This window comes from Streptomyces sp. KL2, assembly GCF_046529545.1.
Lineage (GTDB): Bacteria > Actinomycetota > Actinomycetes > Streptomycetales > Streptomycetaceae > Streptomyces > Streptomyces radiopugnans.
The window spans coordinates 154,161-175,652 of sequence record NZ_CP127170.1 but is presented as its reverse complement, the minus strand read 5'-3'; the positions used below and the strand labels follow the sequence as shown (position 1 = coordinate 175,652).

Below are 21,492 nucleotides of genomic sequence, written 5' to 3'. Positions count from 1 at the left end.
TCACGCCTCCGCCGTCAGGACGCCGTTGACGAAGCCGAGGAACTCGCGGGGAGTCCTGCACTGCTCGGCCCGCTCCGGCATGTCCCTGCCGTAGCGCTTCTCCAGCTCGCCCACGACGCCCAGCAGCCCGAGCGAGTCGAGGCCGAAGGCGTCGAAACCGGAACCGGCCCGCTGCCGCAGGTCATCGGGGTCCACGGCGACGCCCGCCGTCTGCTTCATCAGCGCGGCCAGTTCCTCGACGGTCACCTGGCCCGTCATCTGGTCGGTCATGCGGATGCACTCCTTCGGTCGGTGGGGTGTCCGGCGCCGCGCCGCAGCACGAGCGCCGCGTTCGAGCCCATCAGGCCCCGGCTGAGGACCAGGGCGGTGCGCAGCTCCGCGGAGCGCGCCCGCCCGGTCACCAGGTCCAGGTCGTGGCAGACGTCGAAGACGTTGGGGGTGGGGGGCACCAGGCCGTGCTCCATGGCGAGCACGGCCGCCGCGGCGTCCAGCACGGGAGCCCCGCAGTAGGCGCGGCCGGTGCCCGCCTTCGGCGCGGTGACGGGTACGCGCCGGCCGTGCGGGCCCAGGGCGTCGGTGATCGCCAGGGCCTCGGCCCGGTCCGCCTCGGGCGTACCGAGGGCGTCGGCGAACACGACGTCCACCTCCCCGGGCGCGCAGCCGGCCTCGGCCAGCGCGGCGCCGATCGCCCGGGCCAGCCCTTCGCGGGACTCCTCCCGGCGGGACGCCCCGGTGAAGGTGGCCGCGTGGCCGGCCACCGTCGCCCGGGGCTCGGCCCCGCGGTCGAGGGCCGCGCACTCCTCCTCCAGCACGAGCATCGCCCCGCCCTCGGCGGGCACGAAGCCGCGGGCGCCGGCGGTGAAGGGGCGGTAGGCGCGCTCGGGGTCGCCCTCGGTGCTGAGCTCGGGGTAGCCCAGCTGGCAGACCATCGAGTACGGGGCCAGCGGCGCCTCGGCCGCACCGGCGACGACGGTGCCGGTGCCGCGCGCCACGGCGCGGGCGGCGTGCGCCAGGGCGTCCAGACCGCCCGGCTCGTCGGCGGCCACCACGCCGCAGGGCCCCTTGAAGCCGCCGCGGATGGAGATCTGGCCGGTGCTGGCCGCGTAGAACCAGGCGATGGACTGGTACGGACCGACGTGGCGGGATCCCCGCCCCCACAGCTTCTGCAGCTCGCGCTGGCCGAACTCGCCGCCGCCGGAGCCGGCGGCGGTGACCACGCCGACCGAGTACGGTGAGCCGACGTCGGCGCGGCCGAGCCGGGCGTCCTCCAGGGCGAGCGAGGCGGCGGCCATCGCGAAGTGGGTGAACCGGTCGGTCTGGACGAGGTGACTGCCCTCGATCAAGGCGGCCGGATCGAAGCCGCGGACCTCCCCCGCGACCTTCAGCGGCAGATGACCGCAACCCTCCCGGGTGATGCGGTCCAGGAGGGTGTGGCCCTCGGCGGCCGACTTCCAGAAGGCCTCCGCGCCGATCCCGCCCGGCGCCACGACTCCGATGCCGGTGACGACCGCGCGCCGGGTGCCTGGCGGGTTCATGGTGTCCTCCCGCCCGGCCCGCTCAGCACCACCGCGGACTGGAAGCCGCCGAAGCCGCTGCCCACCGACAGCACGTTCCGCAGCCTCCGCTCACGCGCCGCGCGCGGCACGTAGTCCAGGTCGCACTCGGGGTCCGGGGTCTCGTAGTTCGCGGTGGGCGGCACCACCTGGCGGTCCAGGGCCAGGACACAGGCGGCGACCTCGATGGAGCCGATGGCGCCGAGGGAGTGGCCCACCATGGACTTGATCGAACTCATGGGCGTGCCGTAGGCGTGGGCGCCCAGGGAGCGTTTGACCGCCGCGGTCTCGTGGCGGTCGTTCTGCCGGGTGCCCGAGCCGTGCGCGTTGACGTAGTCGACGTCCGTGCCGTCCAGGCGGGCGTGGTCCAGGGCGGTGTCGATGGCCCGTGCCATCTCCAGGCCCTCACCGGTCAGCCCGGTCATGTGGTAGGCGTTGCCGTAGGTGGCGTAGCCGGTGACCTCGCAGTACACGCGCGCGCCGCGGGCCCGGGCGTGCTCCAGCTCCTCCAGCACCAGCACCGCGCCGCCCTCTCCCATGACGAAGCCGTCGCGGTCGGCGTCGAACGGCCGGGACGCGTGGGCGGGGTCGTCGTTGTTCGGGGAGGTGGCCTTGATGGCGTCGAAGCAGGCCATGCTGATCGGCGAGATCGGGGAGTCCGCCGCACCGGCGAGGCAGACGTCCATGCGGCCCTCCCCGATGGCGTGGAATGCGTACCCGACGGCGTCCAGCCCGGAGGTGCAGCCGGTGGAGACGGTCTGCACCGGGCCGCGGGCGCCGAACTCCTCGGCGACCGCCGAGGCGAGCGTGCTGGGCGAGAACGCGCGGTGCAGATGCGGCCCGGCCCGCCGGTGGTCGACGTCCCAGCGCGAACCGCGCTCGCTGACCAGGACGTAGTCGTGCTCCAGGCGGGTGGTGCCGCCGACCGCGGTGCCCAGGCTCACGCCCAGGCGCCAGGGGTCCTCCCGCTCCGTCTCCAGCCCGGCGTCGCGGACCGCCTCCGCCGCGGCGACCAGCGCGAACTGCACGTAGCGGTCGCAGCGTTCGGTCTGCTCCACCGTCAGGCCGTGCGCGAGGGGGTCGAAGTCGCACTCCGCGGCGATCCGCGAGCGCAGGCCCGCGGGATCGAAGAGGGTGATGCCCCGGGTCGCGGTGCGACCGTTCGCCAGGAGGTCCCAGAAGGCCTCCGCGCCGATCCCGCCCGGCGCCACCACGCCCAGGCCGGTGACGGCCACGCGTCGCGTCACGAGGACGCTCCGGTGGGCTGCGCCGCCCGGTCGCCGGCCGCCCGGGCGGGGGAGGTCTCCTCGGTGTCGACGTGGCCGAGCTCGGGCCGGGGGGCCAGCGGCCCGAGGTGGAAGACGAGGCGGGCCTCGGTGTCCCCGACGTTGCGGAACCGGTGGCGCATGTAGGCGGGGATCATCAGCCCCTGGTCGGGGGAGAGCGGATGGGGCTCCCCGTCCAGGTCCACTTCGAGGGAGCCGCTGACGACGTACACGAACTCCTCGGAGTACGGGTGGTAGTGCTCGCCGATGCGGTCGCCGGGCTGCACGATGGCCAGCCCCATGAAACCGCTGGTGGAGCCCACGGTTGCGGGCGTGAGCATGGCGCGCAGATCGCCTCCGCGCCTGCGGTTGGGCTCGATCTCGCCGAGGTCGACGATGCGTGGGAACTGCTTGGTCATGGTCGGTCACTCCGTGGAGGGGGCGGTGTTGCGCGGGTGTACCGGCCGGCGGAGCGGCCGACGGGGTCAGGAGCCCGGTGCGGTGCGGTCGGTGACCAGCCGCATCCCGGCGTGCGACAGCAGGCGCAGGAGGTCGCGCTCGCCGGCCGGGGGGCCGTCGAGTCCGAGCGCCTCGGCGTCGAGCAGACGGGCGGCCTCGGCGGCGCTCCCGGGTTTCCCCAGGCCGAGGACCCGGGCGGGGGCGGCGTCGGGCTCGCCCTCCACCTCGACCAGCCGGACGACGACGTCGTCGCGCTGGAAGACGGTGGCGGCGCGGACCGGGCCGTGCGGGTCGTCCGCGGCGATCTCGTCCTGCCGGGAGAGCAGCCGTGCCAGCTCCATGCCGCGGCCCGGCCTGGCCGGGTAGTACAGCGCGTGCCGCCGCACCCGCGGCGACCGCGGCCCGCAGGACGCCACGTGGTGTACGGCGGGCAGTGCGGCCCGGGTGAAGAACGCCCGCGCGGACTGCGGGTCGTCGAGGTCGCGGTCCTGCTCCAGATGGGGGTTGAGGGCTTCCTCCACCGCGCGCACCTCGGGCTGGCGGGCGACGTGGCGCAGCGCGGCGAGCAGGTCGCCGCGCACCTCGATGGCGCGTACGACCCGGTTGCCGTGCATGAACAGGGAGGTGCGGCACAGCCGGGTGGTGTCGTCCACCCGTGCCTCGGGGGATTCGTAACCGGCGAGGATCTCGGCGACCTTGGACTCGCTGCCGGGCCTGACCGTGAAGGTCAGGGCGTGGCGCACCACGCCGTCGCCCAGCCGGGGAGCGCTCTGCAGTCCGCTCCCGGCCGGGGCGGCCGCCCCGGCGCCGCCGCCGAAGGTCTCCCGCAGGACGCTGAAGCGCAGCGACCGGGTGTCCCGGACACAGCTGTGCAGCGGTCTGACCGTCTCCAGGTGCTCCTCGCTGTTGACCCAGGCGAGGAAGGGCGGTGCGCTCTCCCACTCGCTGGTGATGAGCCACTGGGACGGGTTCTCGATGGACTGGCAGAGCTGGTCGCTGAGGTGGCCGGGCACGGACGCCACCTGGTTGCGCATGTGCTCGTAGGCGTCGAGGAACTCCTGCTGGGCTCCGTCGTGGATGTCGAGCAGCAGGATGACCCGGAGTCTGGAGCCGTCGAAGGCCGACTGGGAGACACGGCCGGAGGCCTGGGGTGTGGGGGCCGGGGCCGTCATCCGACATACCTCTTCTTCGGCATACCTCTCCCTGGGGGTTCTCGTACGGGGGGAACGAGGGGAACGGGAAACGGGGGGGAACGGAGAGCGCTCGCGATGCGCCGTGACCAGGCGTCAACCGCCGCGCACACCGATCATGTGACGAGCCATCCGATACCGCAAGCAATGATGATCAACCGGGTGAAGTGTGGGCACTGCATCCCGGACCGGGGCATTGATCTCCAGCCCGGCCGCACAGGCGCGCGCCGGCGGACACGATGAGCTGGAGGAGAGTGATGAGCCGAGAAGCCGACCTCAGGGTCCCGGTCCTCATCGTCGGCGGTTCCCTGACGGGTCTGTCCGCCTCGCTGTTCCTGGGCCGCCTCGGGGTGCGGCACACCCTGGTGGAACGGCACGCGGGAACCTCGATCCACCCGCGCGGACGCGGCAACAACGTGCGGACGATGGAGTTGTTCCGGGTCGCGGGCGCCGAACCGGCGATCAGGCGGGCGGCGTCGGTCCTGGCTGGCAACCACGGGATCCTGCAGACGCCCACCCTGGTCGGCGAGGCGGGCGAGTGGCTGTTCCGGGAGATCGACCCGGGCGGCGGGCTGGCCCGGTTCAGCCCCAGCTCATGGTGTCTGTGCAGTCAGAACGACCTGGAGCCGGTCCTGCTGGAGCGTGCCCGGGAACTCGGCGGCGACCTGCGCTTCTCCACCGAGCTGACGTCGTTCGACTCCGGCCCGGACGGGGTCACGGCCGTGGTCGTGAACCGGGGGACCGGGGAGCGCACCACGGTCCGCGCCGACTACCTGGTGGCGGCGGACGGCCCGCGCAGCCCGGTGCGCGAGAGCCTCGGCATCGGGCACAGCGGACCCGGCGACCTGTTCCACAACGTCAGTGTCACCTTCCGCTCCCGCCGGCTCGCCGAGGTGGTGGGCGAGCGCCGCTTCATCGTCTGCTACCTGACCACCCCGGGCGCCGACGGGGCCCTGCTGCCGGTCGACAACCGGGAGCGGTGGGTCTTCCACGCCCCCTGGCACCCCGAACGGGGCGAGACGCTCGAGGAGTTCACCGACGAGCGGTGCGCACAGCACATCCGCCGCGCGGTCGGAGTCGCCGACCTCGACGTGGAGGTCACCGGCAGGGCCCCGTGGCACGCGGCGGAACGGGTCGCGCGGCGGTACGCGGCCGGCCGGGTCCTCCTGGCCGGCGACTCGGCCCACGAGATGCCCCCCACGGGCGCGTTCGGCTCCAACACCGGCATCCAGGACGCGCACAACCTGGCCTGGAAGCTGGCCGCCATACTCGGCGGCTGGGCGGGCCCGGGCCTGCTGGAGACGTACGACACCGAACGCCGCCCCGTGGCGCAGGCCACCAGCGCACGCGCCTCGGCGCGCTCCGTGGAGCACAGCCACCCCGGTTACGTCCCCGTGCCCGGGGCGGGCGGCGGACGCGCAGGCGGCATCCTCGGCGTGGTCCTGGGCTACCGCTATCCGCGCGGCGCCGTCGTGGGCACCGACCCCGAGGCGCCGCCCGTCCCCCAGGAGCTGCGGCTGACGGGCGAACCGGGCAGCCGGGCGCCCCACATGTGGCTGCGCCGCGCGGGGGAGCGGATCTCCACCCTGGACCTGTACGAGCGCTCCCCGGTCCTCCTGGCCGGAGCCGGCGCGGCGGCCGGATGGCACGAGGCGGCCGGCCGGGTCGCCGAGAAGCTGTCCGTGCCGCTGGTGGCGTACCGGATCGGCGCCGGAGCGGACGCCGATCTCGTACCCGAGGACGGCGCGGACTGGGCGCGGGTCCACGGCACGGAACCCGGCGGCGCGGTGCTGGTGCGCCCCGACGGGTTCGTGGCGTGGCGTTCGGCCGGTCCGGTCCCGGACCCGGAGGCGGCGCTGCGCCGGGCCGTCTCGGCGGTGCTGGCGCTGGACTGACGGCCTCCGTCCGGGGGGTCCGCCGGGTCCGCGGTACTCACCCGGCGGACTCCCCGGACGGGCGGAAGCAGGCGGTGACGGTCTTGCCGTCCGTGCAGGGGCGGGCCTCCCACTCGTCTGCCAGGGCGTCGACCAGGAACATGCCGCGTCCCGACGTCCGCTCGGTGCTGGGGGAGCGGGGCGCGGGGAGGTCGGCGGAGGAGTCGTGCACGCTGACGTGCAGGCACCGGTTGTCCCACGTCAGCACCAACTGGGCGGCGCTGTGCGCGTGCACGTGCGCGTTGGTCACCAGTTCCGAGACGGTCAGCAGCACCGCGTCCACCGTCTCCGGGGCGGATTCCGTCCACCCCAGCGACTCCAGATGACCACGCGCCCACTCCCGTGCGGCCTTCACCCCGCTGGAAACCGGCAGTGACCGCGCCCATCCCACGGCCCGCAGCGACGACTCGCACACGACGGTCCACCTCCCTGCTCACAGCCGGACTTCTACCCCCGGTGGGCCGGTGCAATGGCGCGGCCCCGCCGCACCGGCGGGAGATGGCCGGTCTGTGCCCGTGTCCGGGGAGAGGTGGCATGCCGCGCGGCGCCGGGGGGCACGAGCCCTCCATGCGTTTGGCGGTTGTGGACGTGGGATCCAAGACGGTGCGGCTCGTGGTGGCCGACTGCGGCGGTGACATACCGCTGCCGGTGCACACGGCGAAGCGGCGCCTGAGGCTGGCCGAGTACGTGGAACCGGACGGACGGCTCGGAGAGCGGGCGGTGGACGCCGTGGTGGCCGCGGTCGCCGAGGTGAGGGAGGAGTCCGCCCGCTGGGGGGTGGAGCAGCCCTTCGCCTTCGCCACCGCGGTCATCCGGGACGCACCCAACCGCCACCAGGTCCTGGAGGCCGTACACAGCGGGACAGGGGTGCCCCTGTACGTCATGTCGGGTGTGACGGAAGGGGAGTTGTCGTTCCTGGCGGCCCGGCAGTGGATGGGCTGGCAGGCCGGCCCGATGGTGCTGCTGGACATCGGCGGCGGCTCGCTGGAGGTGGCCTTCGGCCGGGACAGGACGCCCGGTTTCGTTGCCTCGCTTCCGCTGGGCGCGGGGCGGATGACGCGCGAGTACTTCGGGGAGGCGGACCCTCCGCCGGCCGGCGCGATCAGGGAGCTGAGACGCCGTGTACGCCACGAACTGCGGGACGTGGCGGTCCGGATCCACTGGGAGCGCCCACGTACCGCCGTGGCCGTCTCGCGCACCTTCCAGCAGCTGGCCCGCCTGTGCGGGGCCCCTCCGGGGAAGCTGGGGCCCTTCGTCACGCGCCGCATCGAGCGCGGGGACCTCAAGGCGGCCGTGGAGCGGCTGGCCTCCCTGCCCGCGGCCGCCCGCGCGGAGTTGCCCGGCATCTCCGCCGCCCGCGCCCGGCAGTCCCTGGCCGGAGCCGTGATAGCGCACACGGCCATGCGGTGCATGGAGATCGAGACCGTCACGCTCTCCCCGTGGGGACTGCGCGAGGGAGTGATGCTCAGGCAGATCCGGGAGCAGGCCCCGCTGTGGCACGAGGCCCCGGCGGACGTGCGCCGCAGGGACCCGTCCGGCACGGTGCCGGCGCCCTGACCCGGCCCCGTACGACCGCCGCGGCACGGCGTACGGACGGTCAACGGCGTTGGGGGCGCAGAAGGTTGGAGGGCCGGTGTCCGGCCGGTCCCACGGGGCAGACGGTTGGCACCACACGGACAAGGGAGGCCTCATGCTCGGCATAGTGGCGGCGGTGCTGTTCTTCCTCGCATTCCTGGTCAACGTCGCGGGGTTGGCGACGAACGAACTCTTCTCGTCGACCAACCTCATGCTCCTGGGACTGGGCTCGCTGGCTCTCCACGTGGCGGGGATCGGCGGCGGACGATCCGTCCGCCGGAGCCGCTGACGCGGGCACGGCCGTACCGGCGGCGCCGGCGGCGTGTGCCGTCGCGCTCCCGGCGGACGCGTGAGCCGAGGGCCGGTGCCTCCCGCGGGGAGCACCGGCCCCCGGCCGTGGATCGCGGCGGACTCAGGGCGCGTCGATCTCGGCGATCAGGGCCTCGATCCGCCTGCGGATCTCGTCGCGGATGGGGCGTACGGCCTCCACGCCCTGCCCGGCCGGGTCCTCCAGCTTCCAGTCCAGGTACTTCTTGCCGGGGAAGACCGGGCAGGTGTCGCCGCAGCCCATGGTGATGACGTAGTCGGACGCCTGGACGGCCTCGGTGGTGAGCACCTTGGGCACCTCGGCCGACATGTCGACGCCGACCTCGCGCATGGCCTCGACGGCGGCCGGGTTGACCTCGTCGGCCGGTGCGGACCCGGCGGAGCGGACCTCCACGCGGTCGCCGGCCAGGTGTGTCAGCCAGGCGGCGGCCATCTGGGAGCGGCCGGCGTTGTGGACGCAGACGAACAGCACGGACGGCTTGTCGGGCATCACGGGTCTTCCTTCGGCTCGTCGGGGGGCCGGGTGGCATCACCCCCGGCTGATGTGACAGTATCAGCGCATGCTGACGTCAGTCGACACTGACCTGATCCGGGTGCTCGCCGATCCGCTCAGGATGCGCATCGTGACCCTGCTGGCCACCGAGACCCTGTGCACCACCCACCTGGTCGCCGAGACCGGGGCCAAGCAGACCAACCTCTCCAACCACCTGCGCGTCCTGCGCGAGGCCGGGGTCGTGGAGACCGAACCGTGCGGCCGGTACACCTACTACCGGCTGCGCCCGGACGTCATCGAGCACCTGGGCCGCTCCTTCACGGAGCTGGCCCGCACCGCCCGCACCACCCGCGCCGCCGAGACGAGAAGGGCCTGTCCGTGACCACCGCCGAAGAGACCACCAGACCGGCCGGTCCCCCCGAAGACGGCGGCATCGTCGCCCGCCTCTCCACCCTGGACCGGTTCCTGGCGGTGTGGATCCTGGCCGCCATGGCCGCCGGCCTGGGCCTGGGCCGGCTGATCCCCGGCCTGAACGGCATCCTGAGCAAGGTCGAGATCGGCGGCATCTCGCTGCCCATCGCGCTCGGCCTGCTGATCATGATGTACCCGGTGCTGGCCAAGGTCCGCTACGACCGGCTGGACGCCGTCACCGGCGACCGCCGCCTGATGGTCTCCTCCCTGGTGATCAACTGGATCGTCGGCCCGGCCGTGATGTTCGCCCTGGCCTGGATCTTCCTGCCCGACCTGCCCGAGTACCGCACCGGACTGATCATCGTCGGACTCGCCCGCTGCATCGCCATGGTCATCATCTGGAACGACCTGGCCTGCGGCGACCGCGAGGCCGCCGCCGTCCTGGTCGCCCTCAACAGCGTCTTCCAGGTCCTGGCCTTCGGCCTGCTGGGCTGGTTCTACCTCGACCTGCTGCCCGGCTGGCTCGGCCTGGGCGACGCGGCCGCCCTGGACATCTCCGCCTGGGAGATCGCCGCCAACGTCGCAGTCTTCCTCGGCGTCCCGCTGCTGGCGGGCTTCCTCACCCGCCGCGTCGGCGAGCGGAGGATGGGCCGCGAGGACTACGAGCAGCGCTTCCTGCCCAGGATCGGCCCCTGGGCGCTGTACGGGCTGCTGTTCACCATCGTCGTCCTCTTCGCCCTCCAGGGAAAGACGATCACCTCCCAGCCCCTCGACGTCGCCCGCATCGCGCTGCCGCTGCTGGTCTACTTCGCGGTCATGTTCTTCGGCACCTTCGCCCTGGGCAAGGCCATCGGCCTGGCCTACGAGCGCACCACCACCCTGGCCTTCACGGCCGCGGGCAACAACTTCGAGCTGGCCATCGCGGTGGCCATCGCCACCTTCGGCGTCACCTCCGGCCAGGCCCTGGCCGGCGTCGTCGGCCCCCTCATCGAGGTCCCCGTCCTCGTCGCCCTGGTCTACGTCGCCCTCGCCTGGCGCAGGAGGTTCACCACCGGACAGCCGGGGTCATGACGCGGCGCACGGATGTGGTGGTGGTCGGCGGCGGCCAGGCAGGGCTCGCCGCCGGCTACCACCTGCGCCGCCAGGGCCTGGACTTCACCGTCCTCGACGCCCAGGACGCCCCCGGCGGCGCCTGGCGCCGCATGTGGGACTCCCTGCGCCTGTTCTCCCCCGCCGCATACTCCTCGCTGCCCGGGTGGCCCATGCCCGCGCAGCCCGGCCGGACCTACCCGGACGCCGCCCACGTCGTCGGCTACCTCGCCGACTACGAGAAGCGCTACGGCCTGCCCGTACGGCGCGGCGTCCGCGTCCACGGCGTGCACCGCGACGGGGAGCGGCTGCGGGTGGAGACCGGCTCCGGCGCCTGGTCGGCGCGGGCCGTGGTCTCGGCCACCGGTACCTGGTGGCGCCCCTTCCTCCCGGCCGTCCCCGGACGCGAGACGTTCACCGGACGGCAGCTGCACACCACCGGCTACCGCAACCCCGGACAGTTCGCCGGCCGGCGCGTCATCGTGGTCGGGGGCGGCAACTCCGGCGCGCAGATCGCCGCCGACCTGGCACTGGCCGGCGTGGAGGCGACGTGGGTGACCGCTCGTCCGCCGAGATTCCTGGCCGACGACATCGACGGCCGCGCCCTGTTCGACGCCGCCACCGCACGGCGCCGCGCCCTGGACGAAGGCCGCGCCGACACCGGCGGGGTGGCCTCCCTCGGCGACATCGTCGCCGCGCCGCCCGTGCGCGAAGCCAGGGACGCCGGTCTGCTCAAGGCGTCGCCGATGTTCGCCCGCCTCACCGCCGACGGTGTCGCCTGGGCCGACGGCACGACCGCCGGTGCGGACGCCGTCATCTGGTGCACCGGCTTCCGCCCCGCCCTGTCCCACCTCGCACCGCTGCGGCTGCGCACCGCCCGCGGCCACATCCGCACCGAGGGCACCCGGGCCCTGGACGAGGCGCGCCTGCACCTGCTCGGCTACGGCGACTGGACCGGCCCCGCCTCCGCCACCCTCATCGGCACCGGCCGCCCCGCCCGCGACGCCGCTGCCGAGATCGCCGCTCTGGTCCGGTGACGCACGGCCCCGGCCGGCACCGCGCGGCCGGGGCGGCGGGAAGTGGTGAGAGGCTGGAGGGAGAGGACGAAAACAAGCGCGAAACCACCGCCGGCCGACACACGGAGGAGGTCGCCGTGGCATCCGAGCCGCAACCCGCCGCACGGGCGCACCGCCCGACCCTGGCGATCACCGAGGCGGGGCGCCGCCGTGCCGTACTCGCCTTCTCCGGCCGGCTGGACGCCGGAGCGCTCGGCGAACTGGAGGAGCGGCTGGTGGACCCGCGGCTGCTCGACGCCCAGGAAGTGGTGCTGGAGATGGGCGACCTCGACCACATCGACCTGGCATGCGCCTACGCCCTGATCCGTGTGGCCACCGGACGGCCGCAGAGCGCCGCGCTGACCGTCCGCGGAGCCGACCGGACCGTCCGGCGGACCCTGCACGCCGTCGGCCTGGACGCGGTCGCGGTGATCGAGGAGTGACAGCGGGCGTCCCGTCCGGAGGCACCCGGCACCGGCACCCGGCGAGGACGCGCGGGGAGCCGCGAGGCGGACGGAGCGAGCGAGGCAGGCTCCTTTTCCCTCGTGTCCCCCCGTGTCTCCCCCCCCCCCGTGCGGGCGGGGCCGCCGATCTTTACGGGGCGGCGGACGGGACGCTACCGTCGGCCTCGCCGTTGTCCCCCGAGGCCGCCCGCTGGAGTCCCCCATGCGCCGAACCGTGCTCGCAGCGGTTCTGATGTCCTTATCCCTGCCCCTCACCGGATGCGGTGTGGGTGGTGAGCCGGCCCCGTCGGCCGCCCCCGACCCCTCCGCCTCGGCAACCGCGCGCCCCTCCGGAGCGCCGTCCGCCGGGCCGTCGGCGGTACCGACCGGGAGGACCTTCGCCTGGCCGGACGGCCTGGAGGCGACGGCGACGGTACTGGGACGGCTGCGTCCGGCGGACCGTACGGACGTCCGGGACGGCACGGTGGACGGGAAGCGGCTGGCCGGGGCCCGCGAGAAGCTGCTGGGACGCGACAGCGAGCCGCTGGGGCTGCGCGTGAGGCTCACCAACAACGGCGACGCCCCTGTCGACCTCGGCGCCGTGGAGGTCCAGTGGGTGGGGACCGAGGTCGGCGGCATGGCCCAGAAGGCCGCCGACGACGGCGGATTCGAGGGTGAACTGGCACCCGGCGAGAGCGCGACGGAACTGAGCGCCTGGGCCGTGCCCGACCTCGTGGCCGTCGGCTACCAGGTGCTGGTATGGCCCGAGGGGGCCAGGAACGGCGCGGCCGGGCAGTTCTCCGGCGCCGTGCCGGGCGCCTCCCTGCGCCCGCCGGAGGGCGGGGGCCACGACCACTCGGGCCACTAGGTCCGCCGGGCCCCGCCGTGCGCCGTACACCGGCTGCCGGCGGGGGCGGGGACGGCGTACGGCCGGGCCGGAAGGCGGCGGGCTGTGGTTGGTGGGCTGTGGTCGGTGGGCGGTGCCCGCGGGCGGATCAGCCCCCCAGGAGTTCGGCGAAGCGCTGCGCGCCGATGTTGCCGCCGGAGAGGATGACGCCGATGCGGGACGGCAGGGGGTCCGGAAGCCCGGCGAGCACGGCCGCCAGGGCGGCGGCGCCGCTGGGCTCGACGACCGTTTTCAGCCGTTCGAAGGCCAGCCGCATCGCCTCGCGGATCCGGTCGTCGCCGACCAGGACGATCTCGTCGACCAGTCGGCGGTTGACGGAGAAGGTCAGCTCCCCGGGCGTCTCCGCGGCCAGACCGTCGGCGATGGTGCGCGGCACGGGGATCGAGACGCGCCTGCCCGCCTCCAGCGACCGCCTGGTGTCGTCCCCGGCCTCCGGCTCGACGCCGATCACACGGACCCCGGGCAGCAGGCCCTTGGCGGCCGTGGCGCTGCCGGCGATCAGCCCGCCGCCGCCGACCGGGGCCACCAGGGCGTCGAGCTCGCCCGCCTCCTCGATCAGTTCCAGGGCGGCGGTGCCCTGGCCGGCGATGATGTGCGGATGCTCGTAGGGCGGGATCAGCGTCAGCCCGCGCTCGGCCGCCAGCGCCCCGCCGAGGGCGACCCGGTCGCCGGTGTAGCGGTCGTAGGTGACGATCTCCGCGCCGTACCCGGCGGTGGCCTCCAGCTTGGAGCGCGGGGTGTCCTCGGGCATCAGGATCACCGCGGTGGTGCCCAGTTCCCGCGCGGCCAGGGCGACGGCCTGTGCGTGGTTGCCCGAGGAGTAGGCGGCGATGCCGCGGGCCAGCTGCTCGGGCGACAGGCGTGAGGCGGCGTTGTAGGCGCCGCGGAACTTGAAGGCTCCGACGCGCTGGAGGTTCTCGCACTTGAGGAAGACCTCGGCGCCGACGAGGGAGTCCAGGGTGCGTGAGCGCAGTACGGGGGTGCGGTGGGCGACGCCCTCGATCTGCGCGGCTGCGTCGCGTACGTCCTCCAGCGTGACCGGAGGTGTGCTCGTCATGTCGGTGCTCCATCGGGTGTCGGGTGTGTGGCGGGGCCGTCGCCGGACGCGGCGGAACCGGCCCCGGCCCGGGCGGGACGTCTACGGGCGGGAGGCCCCGGCGGACGCGGGTGCGCGTACGCCGGGGCGGCTACTCGAACCGCGAGGTGTCGCCGGCTCCCCGGCGTACGATCTCCGCCTCGCCCCCGGAGAAGTCGATGACCGTGGTCGGCTCGGTGCCGCAGTCGCCCGAGTCCAGCACGGCGTCGACCACGTGGTCGAGCCGCTCCTTGATCTCCCAGCCCTGCGTCAGCGGTTCGTCCTCGCCGGGCAGGAGCAGGGTGCTGGACAGCAGGGGCTCGCCGAGCTCGTCCAGCAGGGCCCGGGTGACGACGTGGTCGGGGATCCGGACCCCGACCGTCTTCTTCTTCGGGTGCAGGAGCTGGCGCGGCACCTCCTTCGTCGCGGGAAGGATGAAGGTGTAGCTGCCGGGCGTCGCCGCCTTGACCGCCCGGAAGACGTCGTTGTCGATGCGCACGAACTGGCTCATCTGCGCGAAGTCCCGGCAAACCAGGGTGAAGTGGTGCCGGTCGTCGAGGTTCCTGATCGACCTGATCCGGGCGATGCCGTCGCGGTTGCCCAGCCGGCACCCCAGCGCGAAGCAGGAGTCCGTGGGATACGCGATGAGCGCGCCGGAGCGGATGTCCTCCACCACGGTGCCGATGGTGCGCTGCTGGGGGTTGTCGGGGTGCACGTCGAAATACCTCGCCATCCCGCCGACCCTACGCGATCAGGCCACCGCGGCGAATGTCAGTGGCGTGCGTCACAGTTGTCCATAGGGCCGTTCCCGGGCCGGGGGCCGGAGGCGGCACCCGAGCGCGACCTCGGTTCGAGGAGGCGAGTCCCATGGCACGCGCGTACGCGATCCAGGCGGAGAGCCTGGCCAAACGCTTCAAGGACACCCTGGCGCTGGACGGCGTGGACCTGGCGGCCCGCACCGGGACGGTGCTGGGGCTGCTCGGGCCGAACGGAGCGGGCAAGACCACCGCCGTGCGGATCTTCGCCACCCTGCTCCAGCCGGACGCGGGGCGGGCCGAGGTCGCCGGCCACGACGTGGTGCGGGAGGCGGGGGTCGTGCGCTCCCTGGTCGGCCTGACCGGCCAGTACGCGGCGGTCGACGAGAACCTCACCGGCACGGAGAACCTGCTGCTGATCGGACGGCTGCTGGGGACACCGAGGCGTGAGGCGAAGGCGCGGGCGGCCGAACTGCTGGAGCGCTTCGGGCTGACGGAGGCCTCGGGGCGCGCGGTGAAGACCTTCTCGGGAGGCATGAGGCGCAGGCTGGACCTGGCGGCGAGCCTGGTGGGCCGGCCCAGCATCCTCTTCCTGGACGAGCCGACGACCGGACTCGACCCGCGCAGCAGGGGGGAGCTGTGGGACATGCTGCGCGGCCTGGTCGCCGAGGGGGTGACCGCGCTGCTGACCACGCAGTACCTGAACGAGGCGGATCTGCTGGCCGACCGGATCGTGGTGATGGACAAGGGCCGGATCATCGCCGAGGGCACGCCCGACGAGCTGAAGTCGCAGGTGGGCGGGCAGGTGCTCCAGGTGCGGCCGGTGCGGGAGCGCGACCTGGCGGCCGCGCACTCCCTGGTGGCGCGGGCGGCCGGGCCGCAGACCAGGATCGAGGGGGACGCGGTCACGGCGTCGGTCGGCGGACCGGAGCTGATGCCCGCGGTGGTCCGCGGTCTGGACGGAGCCGGTATCGCGGTCGGCGAGCTGACGCTGCGCCGCTCGTCGCTGGACGAGGTCTTCCTGGCGCTGACCGGCCACCGTGCCGGGCCGGACGGAGGACGGCGGGAGGCGGCGAGGGCCCGGAGCGGCGAGCGGGACGAGGAGAGGACGGTGAGCGCGTCATGACCGCCACGGCAGCCCAGGCCCCCGTCACGGCCGGCGGCCGGGTGCGTCCGGGCGCGGGACTGCGCCAGACCGCCACCATGGCGTGGCGGAGCCTCGTCGCGATCAAGCACAACCCGCTGGAACTCGTCGACTACAGCATCACACCGATCATGTTCGTCTTCCTCTTCACCTATGTGCTCGGCGGCCAGATGGCCGGGTCGCCCGACGCCTACCTGACGTACGCGCTGCCGGGGATCATCGTCCAGAACACCCTGTTCATGACCACCTACACGGCGCTTGCCCTCAACACCGACCTCACCAAAGGCGTCTTCGACCGGCTGCGCAGCCTGCCGATAGCCCGTTCCGCCCCGCTGATCGGCCGGATCACCGCCGACCTGGCCAAGCACGTGTGGGCGATGCTCCTGATGATCGGCCTGGGGCTGGCGCTCGGCTTCCGCGTCACCGGCGGCTTCGGCGGCTTCCTGGCGGGCGCGCTGCTGCTCGTCGTCTTCGCGGCGGCGGTCTCCTGGTGCGCGGTGCTGATCGGCATGCTGGCGGGCGACGCGGAGAAGGTCCAGGCGTTCGGCTTCACCCTGATCTTCCCGATCACCTTCACCAGCAGTGCCTTCGTCGTCGTCGACACCATGCCCGGCTGGCTCCAGGCGTGGGCGGACGTCAATCCGGTCACTCACCTGTCGGACGCGTACCGCGGTCTGCTGCTGGGTGGTGAGGTGGGCCGGCCGCTGCTGTGGTCGCTGGTCTGGGCGGCGGGGATAGCGGCGGTCTTCTATCCGCTGGCGATGAGGGCGTACCGGGCGAAGGCCTGAGGAGACGGGCCGGGCCTGCCCTTCCCGCCCGCGCCGGTGCACGGCCGAGTACGGCCGTGCACCGGCGCCGCCGCGGGGACAGGGCGGGGGAGGGACGGGAGGGGCTACTCGCCCCCGAGCGTGAACAGCAGGTAGAGGAAGAACGCGAAGAGGTGGCCCGCGACTATGTAGGCGAACAGGCGGAGGACGAGCCCGCGGGGGAAGCGGCCGTCGCCGCGCTCGACGCCGGTGTCTTCACTCGGCATGGATGTCACCTTCCGGGGATCGCGACGGGTCGGTGTGCCGCTGGGCGCCTTGCCGGAGCGGCCGGTCACCGCCGCCCAGACACAGATCGCCGATGTGGCTCTGCAGCAGTGTGTGGACGAAGAGCAGGTCGGCCCCCTCCGGGGGGACGGCGGTGATCCGGTGGGGGGTCAGGCTGTCGTAGTGGGCCGAGTCGCCGGGTCCGAGCAGGTGCTCGGACCCTCCCAGGACGAGGCGGAGGCGGCCGGTGAGGACGTACAGCCACTCCTCGCCGGCGTGGGTCCGGACCAGATCGTTCTGGGCGTCCGGGGGGATGTGCACGCGCAGCGCCTGCACGGCCCGTCGTGACCCGCCTGCCTGCCGGTAGACCCAGCCGCCGGCCTCGACCGGTTCCACCTGCCCGGCACGGACGACCGGGTCCCTGTCGGGCGGCGCCTCGCCCAGCAGGTCCGCGACCGTGGTCCCGTAGGTCCGGGCGAGGGCCAGGAGGAGCGGCAGCGACGGCTGGCGCTGCCCGGTCTCCAGGCGGGACAGGTGCGCGGGGGACAGGTCGAGCCGCTCGGCGGCGGCTTCCAGGGTGAGACCGCCCCGTCTGCGCAGAGCGCGCAGACGGGGCGCGACACCGGGCAGGTCCATGCCCGTGTCGGGAGTTCTTTGGCCCATGCACTCATTGAGCCACGGTCATGTCTGCGGGGCAAGTTGCTTGCCTGGGAGGCAAGCCCGAATGGGGAGGAAACCCGCTTTCCGTTCCGATCCCAACGCGAGGGCGCGGATCGCGCCACCCCGCGACCCCGGGCAGCCGCACGGATCGGCGCGGAGCCGTACGCGGTCGCCCTGTCGTGCTCCGGCCCCCTCCCTGGCCGTTTCGGTCCGCCCCTCAGCGCGGCGCCTCGGGTCCGGAGGGGGTTCCGGGGCGGGAGGGCGCCGCTCCACCGTCGCCGGCCCTGATGACGCGCGGTTCCGGAGCGGGTTGCCCGGAGGCGCGCTCGGACCGCATCGCTTTGACCTCGCTCTTGAGGATGCGGGCGGACTGGCCCGCGGAGCGGGCCAGTCCGGGGAGTCTCCTGGCGCCGAAGACGACGACGGCGACGATGATGAGGATGGCGATCTCGCTGATCCCGAACATCCGTTGCTTCCTTTCCGGAGGCGGAGCGGGGTCCGCGCCCCGGCGGGGAGCGGTCGGCGGAGGATATTCTGAATCTACGTCAGTGTAGAAGGTCTGCGAGTGCCGATCCGGCCACCGCTCGCCTACGATGTACGGTCGGCCCGGCCGGGTGACGGGGGCATGGCTGGAAGGAGACGGCAGGGTGGACCAGGAGAAGGCCGGGCGGTCCCGGCGGCCCCGTGCGCGGCGGCGCGGCCAGGGTGAGCTGGAGGTACAGGTGCTGTCGGCGCTGGGCCAGGCGCCGGGGCCGGTGGACACCGCCTGGGTGCGCGAGCGGCTCGGCGGTGATCTGGCGTACACCACCGTGATCACCATCCTGACCCGGTTGCTGGCCAAGGGCGCGGTGGTGCGGGAGAAGTCGGGACGTTCGTTCGTGTGGTCGCCGACGGCGGACGGGGCGGGGCTGGCGGCGCTGCGCATGCGGCGGGTGCTGGACGGGGAGAGTGACCGTCAGGCGGTGCTGGCGAGTTTTGTGACCTCGTTGCCGCCGGGGGACGAGCGGCTGCTGCGGGAGCTGCTGGAGCGGGCCGAAGAGCCGGGGGGATGAGACGGTCGTGGGGGTCTTCGTCTTCCTGCCGCTGGTGTTGCCGCTGACGGCCTGGCCGATCGCGCGCCTGGCCGAGCAGCACCTGCACCCGCGCACCGCCACGGTGCTGCTGTCGGCGGCGGCCGGGGTGCTGGCGGTGTGCAGCACGGTGTGCCTGGCGCTGCTGATGGTGGTGGGCACCGCGCAGCTGCCGGGCAACCCGCTGCCGGACGGCTGGTCGGATCCGGAGGTGCGCGAGGCGGTCCCGTACGACGAGGTCGCGGGCCGGGCGGCCATCCCCGCACTGCTGGCGGTCGTCGTGGCCTGTGCGCGGACACTGTGGGTGCACCGCAGGGTGCGGCGCCGGGCGGTGCGGGCTCTGGAGGGCGCGCGCGGCCGTTCGGTGACGGTGCTGCCCGACGGTGAGCCGTACGCGTACGCGCTGCCCGCGGACCGGGGCCGGCGGGGCCGGGTGGTGGTGTCCACGGCGATGCTGTCGTGCCTGGAGGGCGGGGAGCGGCGGGCGCTGTTCGCGCACGAGCGGGCGCATCTGACCGGCCGGCACCACCGGTTCCTGCTGGCGGTGCACCTGGCCGCGCGGGCGAACCCCTTCCTGCGGCCGCTGCGCACGGCGGTGTCCTACACGGCGGAGCGGTGGGCGGACGAGGAGGCGGCGGACGCGGTCGGCAGCCGGCGGGCGGTGGCCCGGGCGGTGGGCAAGGCCGCGCTGGTCTCCCGCGGCAACCCCCCGGGTGCGGCACTGGTCCACTTCGCCGCGGCCGGGCCGGTACCGCGACGGGTGGCGGCCCTGCTGGAGCCCGCTCCGGTGGCGCGCAGCTGGCCGCCGGTGTTCACCACGGCCGGGCTGGCGGCCTGGACGGCCGCGGCGGGGACGACCGTCTCGGCGCTGTCGTCGGCGAACTCCGCCGTCACCCTGTTCCTCGTGCTGAAGGCGGCCACCCCGCTGTAGGGCACGGGCGCGGCGGACTCCACGGGCACCGCCCGCCCCGCGCGGGGGAGGAGTCCGGGCCGCGCAACCGCGGCCCGGACCGGGAGCGCGGGGATCAGCCCTATGCGTCCTCGTCGGTCTCGTCTTCGAAGGCGTCGCCGATCTCGTCGGCGATCTCGGCCGCGACCATTCCGCCGACGACGCCGACCGCGAGTCCGGCCGCGCCCGCGGCGACGGCGGTGCCCATGCCGGGGCCGGAGCGGTGGCTGCCGTGGTGCTCGCCGTGGCCGTGGCCGTAGGGGTCGGCGTGACCGTACCCGCTGTGCGCGGAGTGCGCGGAGTGTGCTGCGTGGTGCTCGAGGAGGTGCCGGACCCAGCCGTCGACCTCGGTGTTCCAGTCGCGGACGTCGTGGTGGCCGACGGTGAAGCGGGTGAGGGCGTCATGCCCCCCGCCGAACAGGCCGCCGCGTTTGTCGGCCTCCAGCACCACCTCCATGCCGCCGGGATGGGCGAGGAAGGTCACCTCGACCTCGGTGGCCGCGTGCGCGTACTGCGGGGCGGGGGTGAGTTCGATCTCCTGGTAGAAGGGCAGGGTCTGGCCGGTGCCGTGGATGCGGCCGTACTCCAGGTCGGCGGATTTGAAGCCGAACCCCAGTTGCCCGAGGGCCTCCAGGATCGCTTCCTGCGCGGGCAGCGGGCCGACGGTCAGCGGATCGAGGTCGCCCTTGTCCTTCGCGCCGGCCACGGCCAGTTCGGTGCGCACTCCCAGGACGACGCCCAGGGGCTGGCCGTACAGCTCGGTGACCGGGGTCTCCCACGGCAGCGTCACGGTGAACGGGACGGTGCGCTCCTCGCCCTGGGCCAGGCGGAAGCCGCCGGCGACGGTGAAGCGGTCGAAGACGATTCCGCCCTCGGACTCGCCCTCGCCGTGTTCGGTCTCGACGCGGGCGATCAGTTCCAGGGTGATGTGCTCGATGTCGAAATCGGTGCTGCCGCCGTTGAGATGGACCTGTCCGGACAGAGGGCCGCCCGGCAGGGCCGGGCCCTGTGCCAGGACCGTGTCCACCGTGGGTCCGCCCACGCCGAGCGAGCCGAGCAGCCGTTTGAACACCATCGCGGCGTTCTCCTTTACATGTGCGGGTGAAGGCGCGTGGCGCCGCGGCGGGGGCGCGGGGGCTGCGCCGTGCGCGGCGCCACGCGGTCTTCGGTGGTTACTTGGCGGTGGTGTCCAGCGCGGCCAGGGCCTGGGCCCAGCGGGCGTACTTCAACCCGGCCAGGTCGGCCACGGTCTTCACGCCGAACGCCTGGTCCAGCAGCTCGCCGTCGCGGTCGGAGACGCCCTTCAGGGCGGAGACGGGAGCCTGGAGTATCTCCGGCAGGGACTTGTCCGCCCACGCCTTGTCCAGCACCTTGTCCAGGTCGATCGAAGCCACGTACGCCCTCCCAGGCTGACGGTGTGTGAGTGAGGTGCGGGAGCGGACCGCGGTGCGGGCGGAACGAGGGCCGGAGCGCGCGCCACCGGGCGCGGGGCGCAGTACCCCTGGCCGGAACCACACCGGCCGGCCCGCGCGTTGACCGACCGCCCGTCGATCCGTTCCCATGGGTCATGGCTCGCCGCGCCGCACCCTCCCGCGGGATGCGCGGGCAGCGGGAAACGCACATGACCCCCTCCGGTTTTCTACATGACTGTAGAAGGATAGGGGGTGCCGGCCCCTGCTCGGAGCGCACTGAGGCGATCGGAGCGGGAAAGGCCGAAAACGGCCCCTGAACGGGCGTCATCCCGGCCATCCCTCCGCCCGGTGGCGCATGTCGGAGCGGGCGCCGCCGCGCACCGATCGCCGCGACCGTCACCGTGGTGCGCGGCGTCCGGCTCGTGGCACCGGGCGACGCCCCCGCCGACCGGACGGGCCGGGGCGAGGCGCTGTCCGGCGCGGTCACCGTCCTCGGCACACCCGAGGAGGAGCGCCTCGCCGGGCGGAGCGGCCGCGGCCCTGGCCGTACCGGGCAGCGCGACCGTCCTCGCCTTCCGACCGGGGCGGCCTCCCCCTGACGGAGCCGTGCGCCCACGCGGCCCCGGGGGCCCGCGGCCCGGTACCCGGCCGACTCGGCACGGGGACGGCGCGCCGGCGTATTGGACCGGGGCGGC

The 21,492-nt window shown here is 74.0% G+C and carries 27 protein-coding genes; 13 read left to right on the top strand and 14 right to left on the bottom strand.

Annotation, left to right across the window (positions count from 1 at the left end):
* The 5 genes from QPK52_RS00745 to QPK52_RS00725 all read right to left on the bottom strand — a co-directional run bounded on the left by QPK52_RS00745 (position 1) and on the right by QPK52_RS00725 (position 4,449).
* Entirely contained in the window at positions 1-270 is a 270-nt protein-coding gene (locus QPK52_RS00745; RefSeq protein WP_410534852.1) for an acyl carrier protein, read from the bottom strand.
* On the bottom strand, positions 267-1,535 hold the full coding sequence (locus tag QPK52_RS00740; protein ID WP_410534851.1) for a beta-ketoacyl synthase N-terminal-like domain-containing protein: 1,269 nt from the start codon (positions 1,533-1,535) through the stop codon (positions 267-269). The genes QPK52_RS00745 and QPK52_RS00740 overlap by 4 nt, the downstream gene beginning before the upstream one ends.
* A complete protein-coding gene (locus QPK52_RS00735) occupies positions 1,532-2,800 on the bottom strand; it encodes a beta-ketoacyl-[acyl-carrier-protein] synthase family protein (RefSeq protein ID WP_410534850.1) in 1,269 nt (422 codons plus the stop codon). Before QPK52_RS00735 ends, QPK52_RS00740 begins: the two co-directional genes overlap by 4 nt.
* Positions 2,797-3,237, bottom strand: a complete 441-nt coding sequence (locus tag QPK52_RS00730) for a cupin domain-containing protein (RefSeq protein WP_093658098.1) — start codon at positions 3,235-3,237, stop codon at positions 2,797-2,799. The genes QPK52_RS00735 and QPK52_RS00730 overlap by 4 nt, the downstream gene beginning before the upstream one ends.
* A gap of 66 nt (positions 3,238-3,303) precedes the next feature.
* Positions 3,304-4,449: a SchA/CurD-like domain-containing protein gene (locus tag QPK52_RS00725; RefSeq protein ID WP_410534848.1), complete on the bottom strand. Its 1,146-nt coding sequence runs from the start codon at positions 4,447-4,449 to the stop codon at positions 3,304-3,306.
* Positions 4,450-4,724: 275 nt separating this feature from the next.
* Between QPK52_RS00725 and QPK52_RS00720 the strand changes: the two genes are divergently transcribed.
* On the top strand, positions 4,725-6,362 hold the full coding sequence (locus tag QPK52_RS00720; protein ID WP_410534846.1) for an FAD-dependent oxidoreductase: 1,638 nt from the start codon (positions 4,725-4,727) through the stop codon (positions 6,360-6,362).
* A 37-nt stretch (positions 6,363-6,399) separates the two neighbouring features.
* Here the strand turns inward: QPK52_RS00720 and QPK52_RS00715 are convergent, their stop codons facing one another.
* A complete protein-coding gene (locus QPK52_RS00715; RefSeq protein WP_410534844.1) occupies positions 6,400-6,816 on the bottom strand; it encodes an ATP-binding protein in 417 nt (138 codons plus the stop codon).
* 152 nt (positions 6,817-6,968) lie between these two features.
* Between QPK52_RS00715 and QPK52_RS00710 the strand changes: the two genes are divergently transcribed.
* Both QPK52_RS00710 and QPK52_RS00705 read left to right on the top strand, forming a co-directional pair.
* Entirely contained in the window at positions 6,969-7,958 is a 990-nt protein-coding gene (locus tag QPK52_RS00710; protein WP_410534843.1) for a Ppx/GppA family phosphatase, read from the top strand.
* Between the two features lie 133 nt (positions 7,959-8,091).
* Positions 8,092-8,265, top strand: a complete 174-nt coding sequence (locus tag QPK52_RS00705; protein ID WP_410534842.1) for a hypothetical protein — start codon at positions 8,092-8,094, stop codon at positions 8,263-8,265.
* Positions 8,266-8,388: 123 nt separating this feature from the next.
* Here QPK52_RS00705 and QPK52_RS00700 read toward each other — a convergent pair whose 3' ends face one another.
* A complete protein-coding gene (locus tag QPK52_RS00700; protein WP_410534841.1) occupies positions 8,389-8,793 on the bottom strand; it encodes an arsenate reductase ArsC in 405 nt (134 codons plus the stop codon).
* A gap of 70 nt (positions 8,794-8,863) precedes the next feature.
* Here QPK52_RS00700 and QPK52_RS00695 point away from each other — a divergent pair, with 70 nt between their 5' ends.
* The 5 genes from QPK52_RS00695 to QPK52_RS00675 all read left to right on the top strand — a co-directional run bounded on the left by QPK52_RS00695 (position 8,864) and on the right by QPK52_RS00675 (position 12,662).
* Complete coding sequence (locus QPK52_RS00695; RefSeq protein WP_093658086.1) at positions 8,864-9,178, top strand: ArsR/SmtB family transcription factor; 315 nt, start codon at positions 8,864-8,866, stop codon at positions 9,176-9,178.
* Positions 9,175-10,278: an ACR3 family arsenite efflux transporter gene (gene arsB, locus QPK52_RS00690; protein ID WP_410534839.1), complete on the top strand. Its 1,104-nt coding sequence runs from the start codon at positions 9,175-9,177 to the stop codon at positions 10,276-10,278. Before QPK52_RS00695 ends, arsB begins: the two co-directional genes overlap by 4 nt.
* Positions 10,275-11,333, top strand: a complete 1,059-nt coding sequence (locus QPK52_RS00685; protein ID WP_410534837.1) for an ArsO family NAD(P)H-dependent flavin-containing monooxygenase — start codon at positions 10,275-10,277, stop codon at positions 11,331-11,333. The genes arsB and QPK52_RS00685 overlap by 4 nt, the downstream gene beginning before the upstream one ends.
* A gap of 116 nt (positions 11,334-11,449) precedes the next feature.
* Positions 11,450-11,794 carry an STAS domain-containing protein gene (locus tag QPK52_RS00680; protein WP_410534836.1) on the top strand — a complete coding sequence of 115 codons (345 nt, stop codon included), beginning with the start codon at positions 11,450-11,452 and terminating at the stop codon, positions 11,792-11,794.
* A gap of 223 nt (positions 11,795-12,017) precedes the next feature.
* The gene (locus QPK52_RS00675; protein WP_410534835.1) at positions 12,018-12,662 is read left to right on the top strand and encodes a hypothetical protein; all 645 of its coding nucleotides are present in this window, start codon (positions 12,018-12,020) and stop codon (positions 12,660-12,662) included.
* 127 nt (positions 12,663-12,789) lie between these two features.
* Here QPK52_RS00675 and QPK52_RS00670 read toward each other — a convergent pair whose 3' ends face one another.
* Together QPK52_RS00670 and QPK52_RS00665 are read right to left on the bottom strand one after the other, a co-directional pair.
* Positions 12,790-13,758 carry a pyridoxal-phosphate dependent enzyme gene (locus QPK52_RS00670; RefSeq protein WP_410534834.1) on the bottom strand — a complete coding sequence of 323 codons (969 nt, stop codon included), beginning with the start codon at positions 13,756-13,758 and terminating at the stop codon, positions 12,790-12,792.
* A 130-nt stretch (positions 13,759-13,888) separates the two neighbouring features.
* Positions 13,889-14,509, bottom strand: coding sequence for an L-threonylcarbamoyladenylate synthase (locus QPK52_RS00665; RefSeq protein WP_410534833.1), 621 nt, complete (start codon positions 14,507-14,509; stop codon positions 13,889-13,891).
* 134 nt (positions 14,510-14,643) lie between these two features.
* On the opposite strand from QPK52_RS00665, the gene QPK52_RS00660 reads away from it, so the two are divergent.
* Together QPK52_RS00660 and QPK52_RS00655 are read left to right on the top strand one after the other, a co-directional pair.
* Positions 14,644-15,657: an ATP-binding cassette domain-containing protein gene (locus tag QPK52_RS00660; protein ID WP_410534832.1), complete on the top strand. Its 1,014-nt coding sequence runs from the start codon at positions 14,644-14,646 to the stop codon at positions 15,655-15,657.
* Positions 15,654-16,463, top strand: coding sequence for an ABC transporter permease (locus tag QPK52_RS00655; RefSeq protein WP_410534831.1), 810 nt, complete (start codon positions 15,654-15,656; stop codon positions 16,461-16,463). The genes QPK52_RS00660 and QPK52_RS00655 overlap by 4 nt, the downstream gene beginning before the upstream one ends.
* A 104-nt stretch (positions 16,464-16,567) precedes the next feature.
* On the opposite strand, the gene QPK52_RS00650 is transcribed toward QPK52_RS00655, so the two are convergent.
* The 3 genes from QPK52_RS00650 to QPK52_RS00640 all read right to left on the bottom strand — a co-directional run bounded on the left by QPK52_RS00650 (position 16,568) and on the right by QPK52_RS00640 (position 17,832).
* Complete coding sequence (locus tag QPK52_RS00650) at positions 16,568-16,708, bottom strand: DUF6126 family protein (RefSeq protein ID WP_177213957.1); 141 nt, start codon at positions 16,706-16,708, stop codon at positions 16,568-16,570.
* A complete protein-coding gene (locus QPK52_RS00645) occupies positions 16,698-17,369 on the bottom strand; it encodes a helix-turn-helix domain-containing protein (protein ID WP_410534830.1) in 672 nt (223 codons plus the stop codon). The genes QPK52_RS00650 and QPK52_RS00645 overlap by 11 nt, the downstream gene beginning before the upstream one ends.
* 214 nt (positions 17,370-17,583) lie before the next feature.
* The gene (locus QPK52_RS00640) at positions 17,584-17,832 is read right to left on the bottom strand and encodes a twin-arginine translocase TatA/TatE family subunit (protein ID WP_410534829.1); all 249 of its coding nucleotides are present in this window, start codon (positions 17,830-17,832) and stop codon (positions 17,584-17,586) included.
* A 181-nt stretch (positions 17,833-18,013) separates the two neighbouring features.
* On the opposite strand from QPK52_RS00640, the gene QPK52_RS00635 reads away from it, so the two are divergent.
* Positions 18,014-18,418, top strand: a complete 405-nt coding sequence (locus QPK52_RS00635) for a BlaI/MecI/CopY family transcriptional regulator (RefSeq protein WP_410534828.1) — start codon at positions 18,014-18,016, stop codon at positions 18,416-18,418.
* 7 nt (positions 18,419-18,425) lie between these two features.
* A complete protein-coding gene (locus QPK52_RS00630; protein WP_410534827.1) occupies positions 18,426-19,367 on the top strand; it encodes a M56 family metallopeptidase in 942 nt (313 codons plus the stop codon).
* A 100-nt stretch (positions 19,368-19,467) separates the two neighbouring features.
* Here QPK52_RS00630 and QPK52_RS00625 read toward each other — a convergent pair whose 3' ends face one another.
* Positions 19,468-20,460, bottom strand: a complete 993-nt coding sequence (locus QPK52_RS00625) for a sporulation protein (protein WP_410534826.1) — start codon at positions 20,458-20,460, stop codon at positions 19,468-19,470.
* Positions 20,461-20,557: 97 nt separating this feature from the next.
* Positions 20,558-20,779, bottom strand: a complete 222-nt coding sequence (locus QPK52_RS00620) for a hypothetical protein (protein WP_410534825.1) — start codon at positions 20,777-20,779, stop codon at positions 20,558-20,560.
* Between the two features lie 422 nt (positions 20,780-21,201).
* Between QPK52_RS00620 and QPK52_RS00615 the strand changes: the two genes are divergently transcribed.
* On the top strand, positions 21,202-21,396 hold the full coding sequence (locus QPK52_RS00615; RefSeq protein WP_410534824.1) for a hypothetical protein: 195 nt from the start codon (positions 21,202-21,204) through the stop codon (positions 21,394-21,396).
* The last annotated feature ends 96 nt before the right edge of the window (positions 21,397-21,492 follow it).